This window comes from bacterium (assembly GCA_016786595.1).
GTDB lineage: Bacteria > Bdellovibrionota_C > UBA2361 > SZUA-149 > JAEUWB01 > JAEUWB01.
On record JAEUWB010000003.1, the window covers coordinates 133,109 to 148,415 of the forward strand.

The 15,307-nt window shown below is 43.3% G+C and carries 16 protein-coding genes; 7 read left to right on the forward strand and 9 right to left on the reverse strand.

Annotated elements, in window-relative coordinates; all coding sequences use genetic code 11:
- Nucleotides 1-18: 18 nt before the first annotated feature.
- From JNK13_01080 to lysW, 6 genes are all read right to left on the reverse strand, one after another.
- Nucleotides 19-2,040 carry a glycosyltransferase family 39 protein gene (locus tag JNK13_01080; protein MBL7661322.1) on the reverse strand — a complete coding sequence of 674 codons (2,022 nt, stop codon included), beginning with the start codon at nt 2,038-2,040 and terminating at the stop codon, nt 19-21.
- Nucleotides 2,015-3,094: a [LysW]-lysine hydrolase gene (locus JNK13_01085; protein ID MBL7661323.1), complete on the reverse strand. Its 1,080-nt coding sequence runs from the start codon at nt 3,092-3,094 to the stop codon at nt 2,015-2,017. Before JNK13_01085 ends, JNK13_01080 begins: the two co-directional genes overlap by 26 nt.
- Entirely contained in the window at nt 3,091-3,939 is an 849-nt protein-coding gene (locus JNK13_01090; GenBank protein MBL7661324.1) for a [LysW]-aminoadipate kinase, read from the reverse strand. The genes JNK13_01085 and JNK13_01090 overlap by 4 nt, the downstream gene beginning before the upstream one ends.
- A 6-nt stretch (nt 3,940-3,945) precedes the next feature.
- Nucleotides 3,946-4,986, reverse strand: a complete 1,041-nt coding sequence (locus JNK13_01095) for an N-acetyl-gamma-glutamyl-phosphate reductase (protein MBL7661325.1) — start codon at nt 4,984-4,986, stop codon at nt 3,946-3,948.
- Between the two features lie 79 nt (nt 4,987-5,065).
- Complete coding sequence (gene lysX / locus JNK13_01100) at nt 5,066-5,914, reverse strand: lysine biosynthesis protein LysX (GenBank protein MBL7661326.1); 849 nt, start codon at nt 5,912-5,914, stop codon at nt 5,066-5,068.
- 84 nt (nt 5,915-5,998) lie between these two features.
- On the reverse strand, nt 5,999-6,181 hold the full coding sequence (lysW, locus tag JNK13_01105; protein MBL7661327.1) for a lysine biosynthesis protein LysW: 183 nt from the start codon (nt 6,179-6,181) through the stop codon (nt 5,999-6,001).
- 140 nt (nt 6,182-6,321) lie between these two features.
- Here lysW and bioD point away from each other — a divergent pair, with 140 nt between their 5' ends.
- From bioD to JNK13_01130, 5 genes are all read left to right on the forward strand, one after another.
- Nucleotides 6,322-6,975, forward strand: coding sequence for a dethiobiotin synthase (gene bioD / locus JNK13_01110; protein MBL7661328.1), 654 nt, complete (start codon nt 6,322-6,324; stop codon nt 6,973-6,975).
- On the forward strand, nt 6,968-8,146 hold the full coding sequence (locus JNK13_01115) for a hypothetical protein (GenBank protein MBL7661329.1): 1,179 nt from the start codon (nt 6,968-6,970) through the stop codon (nt 8,144-8,146). The genes bioD and JNK13_01115 overlap by 8 nt, the downstream gene beginning before the upstream one ends.
- The gene (locus JNK13_01120; GenBank protein MBL7661330.1) at nt 8,146-8,709 is read left to right on the forward strand and encodes a serine hydrolase family protein; all 564 of its coding nucleotides are present in this window, start codon (nt 8,146-8,148) and stop codon (nt 8,707-8,709) included. The genes JNK13_01115 and JNK13_01120 overlap by 1 nt, the downstream gene beginning before the upstream one ends.
- Before the next feature lie 163 nt (nt 8,710-8,872).
- Nucleotides 8,873-9,136, forward strand: coding sequence for a hypothetical protein (locus tag JNK13_01125; GenBank protein ID MBL7661331.1), 264 nt, complete (start codon nt 8,873-8,875; stop codon nt 9,134-9,136).
- 9 nt (nt 9,137-9,145) lie between these two features.
- Entirely contained in the window at nt 9,146-10,078 is a 933-nt protein-coding gene (locus tag JNK13_01130) for an ATP-binding protein (protein ID MBL7661332.1), read from the forward strand.
- A 38-nt stretch (nt 10,079-10,116) separates the two neighbouring features.
- On the opposite strand, the gene lptG is transcribed toward JNK13_01130, so the two are convergent.
- From lptG to JNK13_01145, 3 genes are all read right to left on the reverse strand, one after another.
- Nucleotides 10,117-11,217: an LPS export ABC transporter permease LptG gene (gene lptG, locus JNK13_01135; protein ID MBL7661333.1), complete on the reverse strand. Its 1,101-nt coding sequence runs from the start codon at nt 11,215-11,217 to the stop codon at nt 10,117-10,119.
- Between the two features lie 2 nt (nt 11,218-11,219).
- Nucleotides 11,220-12,446, reverse strand: a complete 1,227-nt coding sequence (locus JNK13_01140; protein MBL7661334.1) for an LptF/LptG family permease — start codon at nt 12,444-12,446, stop codon at nt 11,220-11,222.
- A 148-nt stretch (nt 12,447-12,594) separates the two neighbouring features.
- Entirely contained in the window at nt 12,595-12,795 is a 201-nt protein-coding gene (locus JNK13_01145) for a 30S ribosomal protein S21 (GenBank protein MBL7661335.1), read from the reverse strand.
- Between the two features lie 243 nt (nt 12,796-13,038).
- Here JNK13_01145 and JNK13_01150 point away from each other — a divergent pair, with 243 nt between their 5' ends.
- Nucleotides 13,039-13,347, forward strand: a complete 309-nt coding sequence (locus tag JNK13_01150; protein MBL7661336.1) for a hypothetical protein — start codon at nt 13,039-13,041, stop codon at nt 13,345-13,347.
- Nucleotides 13,348-13,423: 76 nt separating this feature from the next.
- Entirely contained in the window at nt 13,424-15,145 is a 1,722-nt protein-coding gene (locus JNK13_01155) for a tetratricopeptide repeat protein (protein ID MBL7661337.1), read from the forward strand.
- The last annotated feature ends 162 nt before the right edge of the window (nt 15,146-15,307 follow it).

Consider the following 15,307-nt stretch of genomic DNA (forward strand, 5'->3'; position numbering starts at 1 on the left):
ATAGTGCCACTGAGAGTACTAAAAGCCACGTTGATGCCCGTGGCGGTCACGACTCAGACTTTGCGTGAGCTTGATGGTGCTAAGCTTGCGCTGATCGAAACTCTGGATTAAATCTTTGATCTCAAGCCTTTCGATTTCAGCAGAAAGATCGCCTTCAACCCTTTGATAAATATTGATTAGATCGCGCCCTTGGCTAGTCACTTGATATTTTAGCTTGTAATGTTTAGCCAATATATTTTGTTCGACTTTGCGGGTTTCTCTGGCCTTTGTGCTTAGCGCATAAAATTGCGGAATTTGCTCACGCGTTACCAGCCTGCCTAAATACCAAGAAACAACCAGCGGATCTTCATTCGGACGCAAACTTCCATTTAACTTCCCTTGTTGATCTAAGCTGCCAACTGACTTCCAGCCTCCATTATGCGGGAATCCAAAATAACCACCGGAAGGACGCTTGTTGCCATAGGGGGTATAAAATAGTGGGTTACGCCCTTCTGGGTAATAGACTTGATATGATGGGTACTGCACTAAGTAAATCCGGTAATTATAAAAGAGAGCAAAGCAAAATGCTGAGGTAAATAAAAGTGTCGCCAGCCAGCCGGTTGGCCTGGCCTCTAGTGCTTTAGTTTTTATAAATTCAAAGCCAAATGCGGCAAGGAGCAGAGCTGGAATGATTGCCACGTAGAAGTGAGTGTTCGGGCGCCGGATGATGCATCCATAAGTAATTGCGCCAAATGCTAACCAAGCCAAAACGACGAATGCGTGCAATCGATACTTTTTATTCAGGCAATTTCCTACCATTTTAACTACTCCAAAAGCACTCAGGCAAAGCAGTAGTATGAGGTAGCGAGCTTCATTGTAGAAACAAAGCTTCATAAAATACTGTGGAAAGTTGTTTCTTAAAGAAAGCCCCTGTCGATTGTTGGTAGTGCGCCGTGCTAGGTAATTATAAATGGACCCAATATTGTCACTCTGTAAATAAGGAATGAAAAATATTGCTAGCGCAAATAAGCTAGGAAGTGTTGCCAGGGCGACTTTTAGAATCTCGCGTGGATAGCGGTATAGATATACAAAAGTTAGCAGTCCAATTGGGGCAAGCACAAAAATTCCGTCATAGTGTGCAAGTACTGCAAATGCCACCGCCAGATAAGAAAGGGCAAAATAGCGCATTGCCTGCTCGGAAGTTTGTTCTAGATTTTTAGTTTGTAATGCTTTAAGTGCAAGAATCAGTCCAGCAAGTGACCAGAGCACAACCAGGCTTTGATATTGCACAATCCTAGAAAACGCGATGAGAAAGCCATCATTTGCCACTAGCAATGCAGCTAATGACGCAACCCAGGGGGAGCGCTGGAGTGATAAATAATTAACAAGAATGAACACTCCAAGAATCGTAAAAACGCCAGCAAGCGCAAAAGGTAAACGCGCCAAAAATTCATTGGTTGTTTCTGACCCGATACTGGTAGCTAGTGGCATTAAAACTTCGACCGGACCTTTGGTATGAGAAAATAAAATGTCTTCTGTGCCGTCGTGAATTGCTGCGACCATGATCATCGCTCGCGCCTCATCGCCTTGAAATTCGGAAGATCCGAGGTGTGCAATACGAAAATAGGACCCAATTATTATTGCGGCAAGAAGGATGAAGGATGTTTTTAAATCTTTGTTGGCGCAGTTGATAGGGGAACGAGAGCGCTCACCAACATTGGGTCGAAGCGCAACATGGCCAATCAGAAGCGTCAATATACAGCTGCTGCCGATCGTCAGACTACTTGAGATCGGACCAGGGAGTAACTGTAATAAATAAAGTATTGCGGCGGCTGAAATAAAGCCAAAGCTACATTGAAAAAATGACTTTTCGTAGCTACTGTATTTGGTCTGAAAAAATACCTCACAGGCAACTACTCCAGGCAGCATCAAAGTCACTAAGGCTGCTAACCCTTGAGTGTATTGATTTGTTGGAAAAAGCGAAAAAAACGCAGCGAGTAACGCCAAACAACAAGAGCAGAAGATTTGATTCGTTTTAGTTGATTCGCGTAAGTGCATCACTTAGAATTTGTATTGCTTTGAGATAATCTGCAACGAGAATATGCTCCTCAGGAGTGTGATCTAGACTGGAATCGCCCGGCCCGTAGGCAAGCATTGGGCAATTCCAACTTTGGGCTAGAACATTCATATCGGAAGTGCCAGTTTTAAGAAATAACCTTGGTTCTAGCCCATGATGCCGAATTGCCGCGCGAAAGATGTTGGCTAAAGGCATCTTTTTATCAAAACGAACCGGGATTTCGCGCCCCATGGCGTGCAGATTGATATTGCTTGGCGATGAATTAAGCTTGATTAAATCTTCTTGGACACTTGCGGGATGAAATCCAATTCCCAATCTAAACCCGAGTGTTATTTTGCCGCGTTCAGTTAAACCATCAGACTCTGTATTGAAATTCTGAATTGTGAGGTCAATTGTCTCGAATGCGTTTGTCTTATGCTCGTTTTTGCCTGCTACCCAGTTTCGAACTGCTGTAAAGTAGTCAATCAACAGCTCCGCTACGGAAATATGTTGGTGCGCGCTGTGAGTCATTGATCGCTGGGCAGTTGCTTCTACGATTAACCGCCCTTTATATCCGAGGGTGATGCCGGCTGTTTGTGAAGGTTCTCCAATAATCACAGCATCAGGTGATTGCATTGTGCGTGCTAGATAGCGCGCACCTTTGGAGCTGGCAACTTCTTCTTCTACGGCGCCGACAACAGTAAATTCGGTATCAATATTTAAGGGTAAATTTGCAACAGCATACACAAAAGTAGCAAATGGTCCTTTAGCATCAACACTGCCACGCCCCGTCAACACTTCGCCGTGGGCAGTGTCAGTAATTGTTACTGGTAGTTCACCCTTCACAGTATCAATATGGCCTACGAGAGCAATTTTTCTTAATGCTCCAGGCTTGCCCCATTGGCCGACGACGTTACCAGCTTCATCAATGTGCGCAGATCGAAACCCTAAATCTTTTAATTCACAAAGTGCCCGCTCTGCGACAGCCCGTTCAGCTAAACTTGGTGAATAAATGCTCACAAGATCGTAGAGAAATCTGATAGCTTTTTCTTGATTCATTGTGCTTTGAAAATATGAGTTCCAGCTCCAGCTAGTGCTGAGCTGATGGGCCTACTAATATTTGCTGATGAAAGAATTACTCGCTGTACTCCGCCTGTAATTGCCTCAACTGCTCCCATGATTTTTTTCTTCATGCGACCTTCTGCCGAGACATAAGGGTCAACAGTTGTAGAAAGGTCTATTGTCGAAATTAAATTTCCAGGAGCAGCCGGCCCAAGCTTAAACTCTCTTAAAAGCCCCGGAACATTACTAAGAATAATCAGCGCAGTTGCCTCATATGCTTGTGCAAGCATGGCCGCAGCTCGATCTCCATCGACATTCATCATCAAGGAACTTTCTTCTGAAATTGCAGGAGGACAAATGACAGGAAAAAATCCACTTGCAAGTAATAGATCGATGAGTTTGCGATTAACGCGCGTAACTTTCCCCGTATTGTCACCGTGAAGAATAACTTTTTTCCCGTTTTCCAGCGCCTTTACGCTGGTCTTAATTGGTCCTTCGAAGATTCTACCATCTACTCCAGAAAGTCCGACGGCATTTACGCTGCGTTGTTGCAAGCCTTCGACTAAAGCCTTATTGCGTCTGCCACAATAGACCATTGTGAAAATTTCAAGAGTTTTTCGATCGGTAAAACGACTTTCAAATCCAGAGACAGAAGTTACAAAGCGCGGGGGGTGACCTAGTTTCTCGGAAATTTCATTTGTCTCTTCAGAACCGCCGTGAACAAGAATAGCTTTCTGTCCGTTGTGATGCAGTTGAGCTAAGTCGTCAAGCACTGGAGTATCGTCAATGCCTTTAGCGCCACCAGTTTTTACAATGATTACTCCCTCGCTTGTGCTTGTCATAAGATTCTAAACTGGATGTAAGCCTAAAAATTCCAAGCTTGTAGTTTCCTTAAACCCAGACATCAGATTTAAACTCTGAATGGCGTGTCCGGCTGACCCTTTAACTAGGTTATCAATTGCGCTGATTACTACAACGCGTCCGGTTTCAGGCTCAACTTCATAGCCGATATCAATAAAGTTAGTCCCGATTACGTATTTTGGTTCAGGATAGCGATAAATTCCTTTGCTTTCTTTAACGATACGTACAAAGGGCTCGTCTTTATAGTAGTCACGGTAAATTGTGCGAATTTCAAGATCGTTCAAGTTATTCTTGAGGAAAATTTGAGACGTGCTTAAAATTCCTCTAACAGCGTCAGTTGAGGTCGCTGTTAAATAAACTTGAGGCTTGCCGTTTTGATTCGTTAGTTGTTCGCTGATTTCTGCAACATGTCGATGACCTGTCGGTTTAAACGAACGCAAACTACCAGCCCGCTCCGGATGATGTGATCCAAGTGAAGGAGAAGCTCCGGCAGCAGAACTACCAACTTTTGCATCAATCATGACTGAATTGTCTTTTACGATGCCAGCGGCAAATAGTGGATAAAGTGCGACAATCGCACTTGTGGCAATACAGCCGCAGCCAGAGACTAAAGTTGCCGCGCGAATTTCTTCACGATGTAATTCGGGGCAGCCATAAATGAATTTTCCAATGTGCTGAGGAGCCCTGTGTTTTTCTCCATAATACTTTTCGTAGTCAGCAAGATCCCGTAGGCGATAATCTGCACCAAAATCAATAATTCGTGGCGCTAAATTGAGAAATGCTTCCATGCGATCTTGGCTTAATCCGTTTGGTAAGCAAATGAAGAGACAATCAACTGGTTCCAGATCCTTAATCGATGAATATTTTAACTTAGTCGCGCCCCGCAAATTGGGATGTGTCACGTGGACAAGTTTCCCTGCATTGGATTCGCTCGTGACTTGATGAATCGTTACTTGAGGATGACCGAGCAAAAGTCTTAGCGCCTCGCCTCCAGTATATCCCGATGCTCCTACGACAGACACTCTCATAAATCATCCTTATGCTTAGGCTTGAACTTGAACTTGAACTTGAACTTAACCTTCTTACCTTAACCTTCCCCTAATTCTTTTACCCCGCGCATTCAATCACATAATCCACAATCTTTCCTGGAATATCTACCCCAGTAACCGCAATCGAATTGCGAAACTCCATCGTATAGTTGACTTCATTGACTAAGTAACCTTGTGGTGTTTCAAAAACATCAATTGCGACAATATCTCCAAGCACAGCCCGAGCAGCAGCTTCGCAGATATTTTTCAAGTCCGTATTTAATTCAACTTTTGAAGCTTTCCCGCCACGTGCCGTGTTAGTGATCCAATGATCGGCCTTGCGATAAATTGCTCCAATTAACTCTCCACCGACAACGAAGGCTCGAATATCTTGATTGCCTGAGTCAATGAATTCTTGAATATAGTAAGTCGAATGATGGTACGACCCGAGAGTTTTCTTGTGCTCTAAAATTGCTTCTGCTGCGTCACGGTCATTGATTTTCGCAAGTAATCTTCCCCACGAACCAACCGCAGGCTTAAGCACTACTGGGTAGCCAAGCTGTTCGATCGCCAAGAGAGCTGATTCTGGAGTGTAGGCAACTAGATTTCGCGGAATCGGAATGCCTGCTTTAGAGAGCGCAAGAGAAGTAAGTAATTTATCCCCACAAATATTCGCCGTGTCGTAGGAATTAATCGTGCGCACTTCACGGTCGTTATAATATTTCAAAGTGTGTAATGCACGCGAGTGATTGATACAACGCTCGAGAACAATGCGGTAGGGGAGACTCATTTGGTGTAAGTCTAAAATTACTTCACGGTCATCTATTCTTTGAAAGTCGACATCGCGCGCACGAAATGCATCAAAAATCATTTTCTCTTCTGGACGGACCAGCGAACACAGTACTGCTATTCCTAAATCTTTTGCCATAAATACTCTTTGCCTTGAGATAAAATATAAAAGCCCAGCCTCATCAGAGGTCTGGGCTTTACGAATCATAAATTTTCTGGATTTTTATTCGCCCCAGTCCTCTTCTTCTTCGGGGGCTTGTTTAAGCTTAGGGGGGCTGACACTGATTACTTCTAGCTCTTCACCGCACTCGCCGCAGTCAAGTAATTCACCGATTTCTGCCCCTTGTGGTAAAGCAAATTCTCCCGCACATAGTGGGCATTGAGTTTGTGTATTTGGGTCACTCATATTAGCCTCCAAGCATGTCAGGTATTTAGCATTATTTAAATTATATTGTAAAGTAACAGCCGGGCGATAAGAGGGCATTTTAAGCGATATTTAGCCCGACTTAAAATAGCTGAATTAGCAATTGGCAAGGAACTTCACAGATGAAAGGCATATTTGTGACTGGCAATGGCACTGGAATTGGAAAAACAGTCGTCTCGGCGATTCTAGTTAAAGCTTTAAATGCAGACTACTGGAAGCCGTTGCAGGCCGGCTCACTCGATTGCACAGACCGGGCAACTGTTGCAAACTTAACAAGCCCGACTAACTCAGTTATTCATCAGGAGACCTATGTGCTCGGCACGTTTGCTTCGCCGCATGAAGGCTCACAGAAAGAGCAAGTTGAAATTGATTTCTCTCGATTGACGCTACTCCCTAAAGCTAATCGACCACTCATTGTCGAAGGCGTTGGTGGGATTATGTCGCCAATTAGCGCTGAACACTTAAATCTTGATTTTATCAAAAAAATATCATTCCCTACGCTAATTGTCTCGCGCACATACCTAGGCAGCATTAACCATACGCTAATGACAATTGAGATTTTAAAGCAAAACCAAATACCGATTTTAGGACTGATTTTTAATGGCGATCGAAACTCATATAGTGAAGATTTCATCACGAAATATAGCACTGTAGCGAATTTAGGCTTTATTCCGACGCGCCGCTCAATTGATGCAAGCTGGATTCAAGAGCAAGCTTTTAGCGTCCAGGAGGCAGTTGATCGGGCCTTCACACAATTCTGGTCTAGCTGTGCGTAATTCTGTATTCCCACTTAATCTTGGAATTTATGCTTGGGGCGAAGTATCTGCTGCTGGTAGGTCTCGACTAGAGTCGTTACAAAACTTGCAAGCAGGAAAGGGGAATTTCTCTAATTTGCAAAGCCGTCTAGGACAAATTGCCGTCGGTCGAGCTTCTGCCGACCTGCAAATCGATCTTGAGCAATTGTATCAACGTCATAATTCGCTACGCGATGTTGACCGCGTTACTCAACTTGGAGTGCTTGCCGCACTTGAGGCGGGAACAGCCATCAACCGTGGGCAAGTTAGTTCTATCGGGGTGAGTTTTGGATCATCACGAGGTGCCACAGATTTATTGGAAAAACACTATGGGGATTTTCTTGATAAAGGAAAAGTTTTTGCAAAGTGCTCGCCGACAACTACTTCAGGAAATTTAAGTTCCTGGGTTGCCCGCGTTTTAGGGCTATCTGGAGTGGCAATTGACCATTCTATGACTTGCAGCACTGGCCTCCAGTCAATTTGCAATGCGATTGCCTGGATTAATGCTGGATTGGTTGAAGCGATGATTGTCGGCGCAAGCGAAGCGCCACTTACAGACTTTAGCTTGGCGCAAATGCAGGCCTTGGGGATTTATTCTGTCTTTTCAGCTGACCAAAGACCTTGCCGCCCGCTTGGCAGCGAGCAAAATACTTTCGTTTTAGGCGAGGGTGCAGCTGCGTTTTATCTTGCACCACTTGGAAAGCTAAAATTACCTGCAGTTGCCTGCATTGAATCTTTTGGCATCGGGTTCGAAGTTGATGCTGGGCATACCTCAGTTTCTCCAGATGGAGTTGGTATTCGTGTGGCGATGACCCAAGCGCTCGATCGCATGTCTAAAGACCTGCCCGTTGATGCAGTTATTTTGCACGCTCCAGGAACGCTACTTGGAGATTGCGCTGAAATGTCTGCGTTCAATGCAGTCTTTAAAACTTTAGGGCTACCTGTCATACTTTCGAATAAACAGTTAATTGGCCATACTTTTGGCGCAGCTGGAGCCTTAAGTTTAGCTTATGCTTGCCAAATTTTTAACGGCTTGAATCCGACTCCATTGCAAGGTCAAATCACAAGGCCAATCCAAAAAATTATGATTAATGCCTTGGGTTTTGGCGGGCAGGCGATTAGCATGATTGTTACCAAAGGTGAGGTTAATTGATGATGCGATTTATTATTCTTCATGGAACGCAATCTAGTCCTCAAGCAAACTGGTTCCGTTGGCTTCAAGGAGAGTTAGAGCAAGCTGGACACCAAGTCATAGTGCCCCAGTTCCCAACACCGGAAGGGCAGAGCTTAGCGAATTGGCTTGAGACCTTCGCGCAAGAATGTGGCGAGATTGATGCCGAGACGATTTTAATTGGCCATAGCATTGGAGCAACTTTTGCCTTGCGCTTATCAGAGCAAAGCAGACAACAAGCCTACGCAGCATTTTTAGTAGCTGGATTTATCCGTAAACTCGATAATCCCGAGTTCGATCCCCTGATTGAAACTTTTGTAGCAGAACCTTTCAACTGGAAGAAAATCCAAACCAACTCTTTATATTTTCAAATTTGGTCTGGGACTGACGATCCTTATGTGCCAGTCGAATACGCTCAAGAAATTGCAGCGTATTTAGGGATTGAACCAGTGCTTGTTCCAGGAGGCAAGCATTTAAATTCCGCGGCTGGCTACCGAAAATTCCCAGAACTTTTGGAGCAAATTGAGATTTTAATTAATGGCTAAGATCGTAGCTTAGAGCGTTTCACGTTAAAGTTTAGCTATAAGTGACTCGCCTGCGGCGAGCAGAGATAATTTTATTATGAAACGCTCTAATTAGAGCTCCCTTATTCGAGTGGTAAAGTAAGCTTAACCACTCAATACTTTTCTGGTAAACTCTACTTTACCAATGCTTGAAGAGCTTAAAAACATTGAAAATATCCTGGTCACTCAGCTACAAACAAGCTTTCAGCGCTATTTACTCAACGAAATTAATTTACGCAATAAATTGATCGTTATCTCCGAAGCCAGAGGTGCGGGGAAAACAACTTTACTTTTACAAATCCTTAAACAAAGCAATTTACCTGCTAAGCAAAAATTATATTTTAGTGCGGACAATATACTAGTTGCTTCACTAGGACTTTTTCGTGTTGCTAGGGAGTTTCATGCCTGAGGCGGAAAACTGCTACTAATTGATGAAGTCCATCGCCATAAGAATTGGGGCCAGGAAATAAAAAATATTTACGACAGCTTCCCTGCATTAAAATTAATTATCGCAGGTAGTTCTTCGCTTGAGTTGCAAGCTAAGTCTACAGACTTATCACGTCGCGCCATCCGTTATCCTTTATGGGGCCTATCTTTTCGAGAATACCTAAATTTAACACTAGGCCTGTCGATCGAGCCGATTGAACTGAATCAGATCTTTACTAATCATATCGAACTTGCCTCGGACTTAAAATTACCAGCCGATCTACTCCGGCATTTTCGCGATTATTTACGTTTTGGCGTCTATCCGTATTTTAATGAAGGCATTAAGGAATATCCGCTGTGCGTGCAAGAAACGATCGAGAAAGTTATTGCCGAAGACATCCCAATGATTTTTGGCATGAAGGCCGATCGTGTACAAATGCTCAGGCGTTTATTGCAAATCGTTTCTTCAGCTCCACCGTTTACTTTAGAGGTAAATAATTTGAGTCAGGAGCTAAGAGTTTCTAAAGAGTATTTAATGCTTTATTTAAGATACCTAGAAAAGAGCGAGTTAATTACTATCCTTGGACAACGCGCTAAGGGCAAAAAAGTTGGTAGGAAATCTCCCAAATTATATTTAAATAACCCCAATTTATTTTTTGCAATCAATACGGCGCAGAGACTTGAAATTCATCTCGCTTCTGTGCGAGAGAGTTTTTTTCTGCATCAAGTGCGAGTGAAAACTGGTGTTTTTATCGACTCTGAATATGATTTTGTTTTGGAGCATGGTTGCCGTGTGGAGATCGGGGGTAGAAATAAAAAATTAAAGACCACGCAGCAAGTAACCGAAGTCTATTCCGCCTTAGATGATATTCAAATTGGCTTTGCCAATAATATTCCGCTTTATCTATTTGGGATGCTCTATTGAGATAAATAATTAATTCAACGGGTATACGGTGAAACGCCCTAGTGTTCCATTCCGAGAAAAACAAAACTACCAACTCCAAGGAAAATAATATTTGCTGTCCAGCTGGCTAAAAGCGGTGGGATTAATTCGGCACTACCCAGCGAAGTGGCAAATGCATGGACGACATAGTAGCTAAAGCCTAAGGCCACTGCCGCAACGAATCCTACTGTTAAAGTGCCCGACCGCGCAGATTTCAGTGCAAAAGGAAAAGAAAAAAGCACGGCTAGGCAAGTAATAAATGGAAAAGAATATTTGTTATAGTACTGCACTAAAAAACGCTTTACTGAAACGCCTTCTGCCTTCAACTTGTCTATATAAGTTTTAAGTTCAGAACGACTCATCGTCTCTGGTTCACGATTACGTTGATAAAAATCCTCAGGTGTTTGATCGATTACTAACGGCAAATTGCGATACTTTGAAATGTGCATTGGTTGGCCAGGTGAATAACCAACTTCGACAACTTTGCTCATTGACCAACCTAGTTCCTCGCCGAGCCAATCCGCACTGCGCGCTTCGGTAAAACGCTTTAAGGAAAATTCGTTGCTATCGACATCAATCGAGCTGATTTGATTTAGTGTGGACTGTCTAGAATTATAGTAGCCAACTTGATAAAAGCGCTCTCCTGAGCGAAACCAGAAATTTGAACGATCGTAGCGCCCTTTCTCAAATTTCCGCTTAATATCGAGATGATAAATTTCATCGACTTTATCAGATGCCCAGGGAACAATTGTTTCATCACTTAGTAAAAGTATACCCGCAAGCATCATGCCACTTGTCAGTAGTGGCATGGCGAGTGAAAATAGACTCATGCCACACGCGCGCATTGCCGTAATTTCTGAACGCTGAGATAAGCGTCCGATGCTTAAAACTGTGGCAACCAGTATTGCCACAGGCAGCATTAAGTGCAGAATCACGGGGATATTAAAAATTATATAGGAAAGAACATCTCGAATTTGTGCACCTTCGCGGATGAAATCATCAATCCGTTCGAAAAGATCGACAATCACAAACAGTGCCGTGGTAATTGCAAGCGTTAAAGCCAGTGAGCTTAGAAATTGCTCTAGTAGGTAACGATAAAGTAATGGTATTCGCTGGTACATACTTACTCTAGGGCATTTTTATCTGTAAAAGCTCTGCGTTGTGTGAAAAAGCGCATGAAATTTTTAAGGCTTGAGGCAAAACGATCGCTGATCGTCATCCAATCCTCAGATTCCGCAAGGCGAAAAATATAAATACTTAGTGCTATGAAAATTATGTTCGGTGCCCATACGAAAAGCCCAATCGGCTGATAGCCTTCTTTGCCTAGGGCACTAACGATTGCCAGTAAGATATAGTAACTAACAATCAAGACAATGCCGACAATCACGCTCACTGTTAGACCCCAAGAATTTCCGCCGCGACTGGGCTGAACTCCTAATGCCAATCCAGCAAGTGCAACGCAAAGACAAGCAAAAGGAATGGCGTAGCGGTAGTGTCGCTCGACAAGTAAGCTCCACAGTCGCTTGCGTTCGTCTTTAGAGAGTTGTTTGCGATTGGTATGCAGGTTAGCAATCGTAGCATCAAGTTCGCGACGGGAAAGCTCACTTGATTTTTTGCCTTTTTGCGCTGGACCACCTTCGACTAAAGTGTCGTAATCAACATTGATGTTATTGATATCGAATTGGGTGACATTAAATGTCGTGCCGTGACCTTCAAGCATGTTTCCATCAAAAAGCCTTAGTGTCAGTAGGCGTGAACCCTCGTCAGATAGAATTTGTGCTTGCTTTGCAATAAACGTTTTTTCTTGTCCTTCGCGTTGGTCGGCAATTAAAACTTTTTCTAACTCGGAACCATCTTCGTTGCCTTTCTCGGCATAGATTGTAAGCCGGCCCAGTGAAGTAAATGCACCAGGTATAATTGAAGCCGATGTTACCTCCCGGGCAATTTGAAAAAGCCCAAGACCAAGGCGATAATTTGCTTCAGGACGAAGAACTTGGGTCACGATTAATGTGCATAACACTAGCCCTGCTGAAAAAATTACGACTGGAAAAGCTAGTGCGCGCAAGCTTAATCCCGCACTTCTGAGTACAATCAGCTCGCTTTCTGCGCTTAAGCGACTAAAGCCGACGATCACGCCAATTAGTAGCGACATTGGTAAACTGACTTCTAGGAAGCGTGGAATGATGTATGAGAATAAAGTTAAGATTTCAATTAAAGAGACATTTTTATTAACAACTAAGTCTAGGAGTTTTAGAACACGCGTTAAGAAAAGAATCCCTGTAAAGACAAAGAGTGCGACCGTAAACGGCACTGCAACTTCCCTTAAGATATAGCGATGGATTATTTTCAATGGGCTTTTAGGGTTTCTCTACAAAAGTAGTTCTTAACTAAAAAACCTCAGCGACCACCATTGTCAGCGTTGGGGTGGATCAAGTGCTCTTAAAATTTTACTGCTTGTCAAAATTCCGCGTAGATCAGCAGTGAAACTTAAAGAAACTCTACACTTGTGTAAAACGCTTAGAACGATCTGCGTCTTTGCGTTTCTTCTTTTGAGCTTCTTTAGATTTGCGCTTGCGCTTCTCAGAAGGCTTTTCGTAGAAACGTCGGGCCTTGAGCTCCTTAAACAAGCCTTCGCGAATGAGTTTACGCTTTAAGACTCGCATTGCTTTCTCAAGATTTTGGTCAACAATTATTTCAATCATTCCGACTATCTAGTCCCTCTAAATAAGATTAATAATTATAAAAATGCTTGCGACCTTCTTCACGGCGCAAAAAGTCGCATCAGACTAGTGTAAATCTGCTTCGATTGCAAGTTTCGAGAGGCATCAATTTTATCGCAAATTTACACATTTTAAAGATATTTGCCGCCTAATATTGAGTAATTTTATCAATAAGAGTATAAGTCCCTCTCTGTAAAACTTAGGCAATAGAGAGTAAATATTATGGATAAATCTGAATCAGTTCGACAACTCGGTGAAGCAATCGATTTACTAGGCATGGTTGAATATTTGCTGGACCGTGCGCCTCGCGAAAATCTTTCTACGAGTGGTGGATTGCCTTGGGGTGGCATCAAATTGACTTTAAGACAAAGCAAGCAAGCTGTCATGGAAGCTCGCGAAAAACTTTCTCGTGATTCCCGCTATGAAAGTATCATTGCTCCGTCGCTTTCGGACCGTGTTCAGCAAATTCCTACTGGACGTGCGCGCGAAATCGTGGCTGATAATGTTAAGAATAGTGCTGTTAACGATTAATCCATAGCAACTGTTCTTAGAAAAGATGCGCCACTTTACAATTTTGCTCTTAGCCTTGAGCACACTATCCGGGTGTGTGACTAAACGTCAGACCGCTCCTCTTGACTACGGAACAACTGCGGAGAAATTAAAAGGTGCCTTATTGCGAGAGGAAACTACTCGCCCCGGTGTAGCGTTGAGTGGTGTGCGTAAAGATGCGAATGCACTTTTTACCTTTCTTCAAGCTGAATTACTTTTACGTGAAGATAATTATGAAGCTGCAGAGCAAGCCTATGAGGAGGCTTTGCGGCTGAGTCCCGAAGAAGCTCCCGTAATTCGCAAACGGCTAGTGCAACTTTACTTGCGTTCGGGCAAGGTCGAGTCTGCAAAACAGGAACTAGAACAAATCCTGACAAGCGATCGCACGGATAATGAATTATTACGACTCTATGCAGGGTTGCTTGCAGCAGAAAAGAATTTTGCTGCTGCGACAAAGCTCTATGAAGAGTTGATGAACCGCACACCTGATAATCAGGATAACTATATTTTTCTGGCAAGTTTACAAGCCGATCACGGTGAAGTGTCTGCAGCAATTGCAACTTTGCAAAAATTAGTTAAGCGCATTCCTGACTCGGTATTGGGCTATTATTATTTAGCGCGGATTTACCAGAGTACGGGGAACTATAAGGATTCTGATCGCTATTATTTAGAAGCTCTAAAAATTAATCCTGGTTCTGAATCAATTCAACTGGATCGCGCACGTGAATTAGTAATGCAAGGTAAAACCGAGCAAGCAATTAGTATTTGCCGCGAACTGATTAAAACTAATCCGCATAATACCTCTGCACGCGAATTTTTAACCCAGCTTTTCTGGCAAGGGAAAAAATATAATGAAGCTTTGGGTGAGTTAAAAGCCTTGCAAGATGCCGGGGCAAATCCCAATGAAGTGCGACTCAGAATTGCGCTAATTAACCTCGAGAAGCAGGAATATGAAGCAGCGATTACGGAACTATCTTTAGTTTTAGCTGAAGAACCCGAGCAATCCAGAGCCAGATATTTCCTCGCTTCAGCTTTGGTGGCAACTAATCGCGCTAGCGACGCTTTGCAAGAACTAGATAAAATTAAAAGCGACCAGGCAATGTACCTTGAGTCGCGCATGCTTGGGTCGTATATCTCTGCAAAAAATAAAGATTATCCACGTGCAATTAATTTTATTAATGCTGCGCGGCAAAAATATCCCGAAAATAAAGATCTCTTAGGCTACTTAGTGACCTTGCAGCAACAATCAGGCGATCGTCAGGGCGCTTTAGAAACGGCAAATAAACTAATCGAAGTCGATCCAACGAATGAGTTAAACTTATTTAACCTCGGCTATCTCTACGATCAGCAAGGCGATCGCGTGAAGGCTTTGGCAACTATGCAGCGTGTAATTGCGATCAATCCGAAGCATGCCGCAGCGCTGAATTTTATTGGTTACGCTCTAGCTGAAGAAGGTAAGGACTTAGTTGAAGCTGAAAAGCTTGTCAGGCGTGCGCTCGAAATTGAACCGAAGAATGGATATTATTTAGATAGTCTAGCTTGGGTTTATTACCATCAAGCCAAATATAAAAAAGCAAAGGAGACGCAGTTAAAAGCTTTAGAACTTGTACCTGATGATGCAGTGCTGCTTGAGCATCTCGCAGAGATTGAGCTTAAGCTTGGCAATTCCTCTACGGCACAGGAGCTTTTCAAGCGCGCTTTGCAAGCAGCTCCGCAGTCCGAAGATCGCAGCAGCATTGAGCGTATTGAAAAACGCCTAGAGTCTCTAGACTTACGCTAGTGAGCCGCGGTTAAGTCCGCCCTCAGCTCAACCTCAAATTTAATCATAGTTTCCCTAGGGTTGATCCTCTGTATAACTTGTAAAATTATCTACGAGATTCTCGCAAATACCTTATTATGCTTATGTTGCTGCGTTAACCAGTCGATATTTACAGTAAGCGTT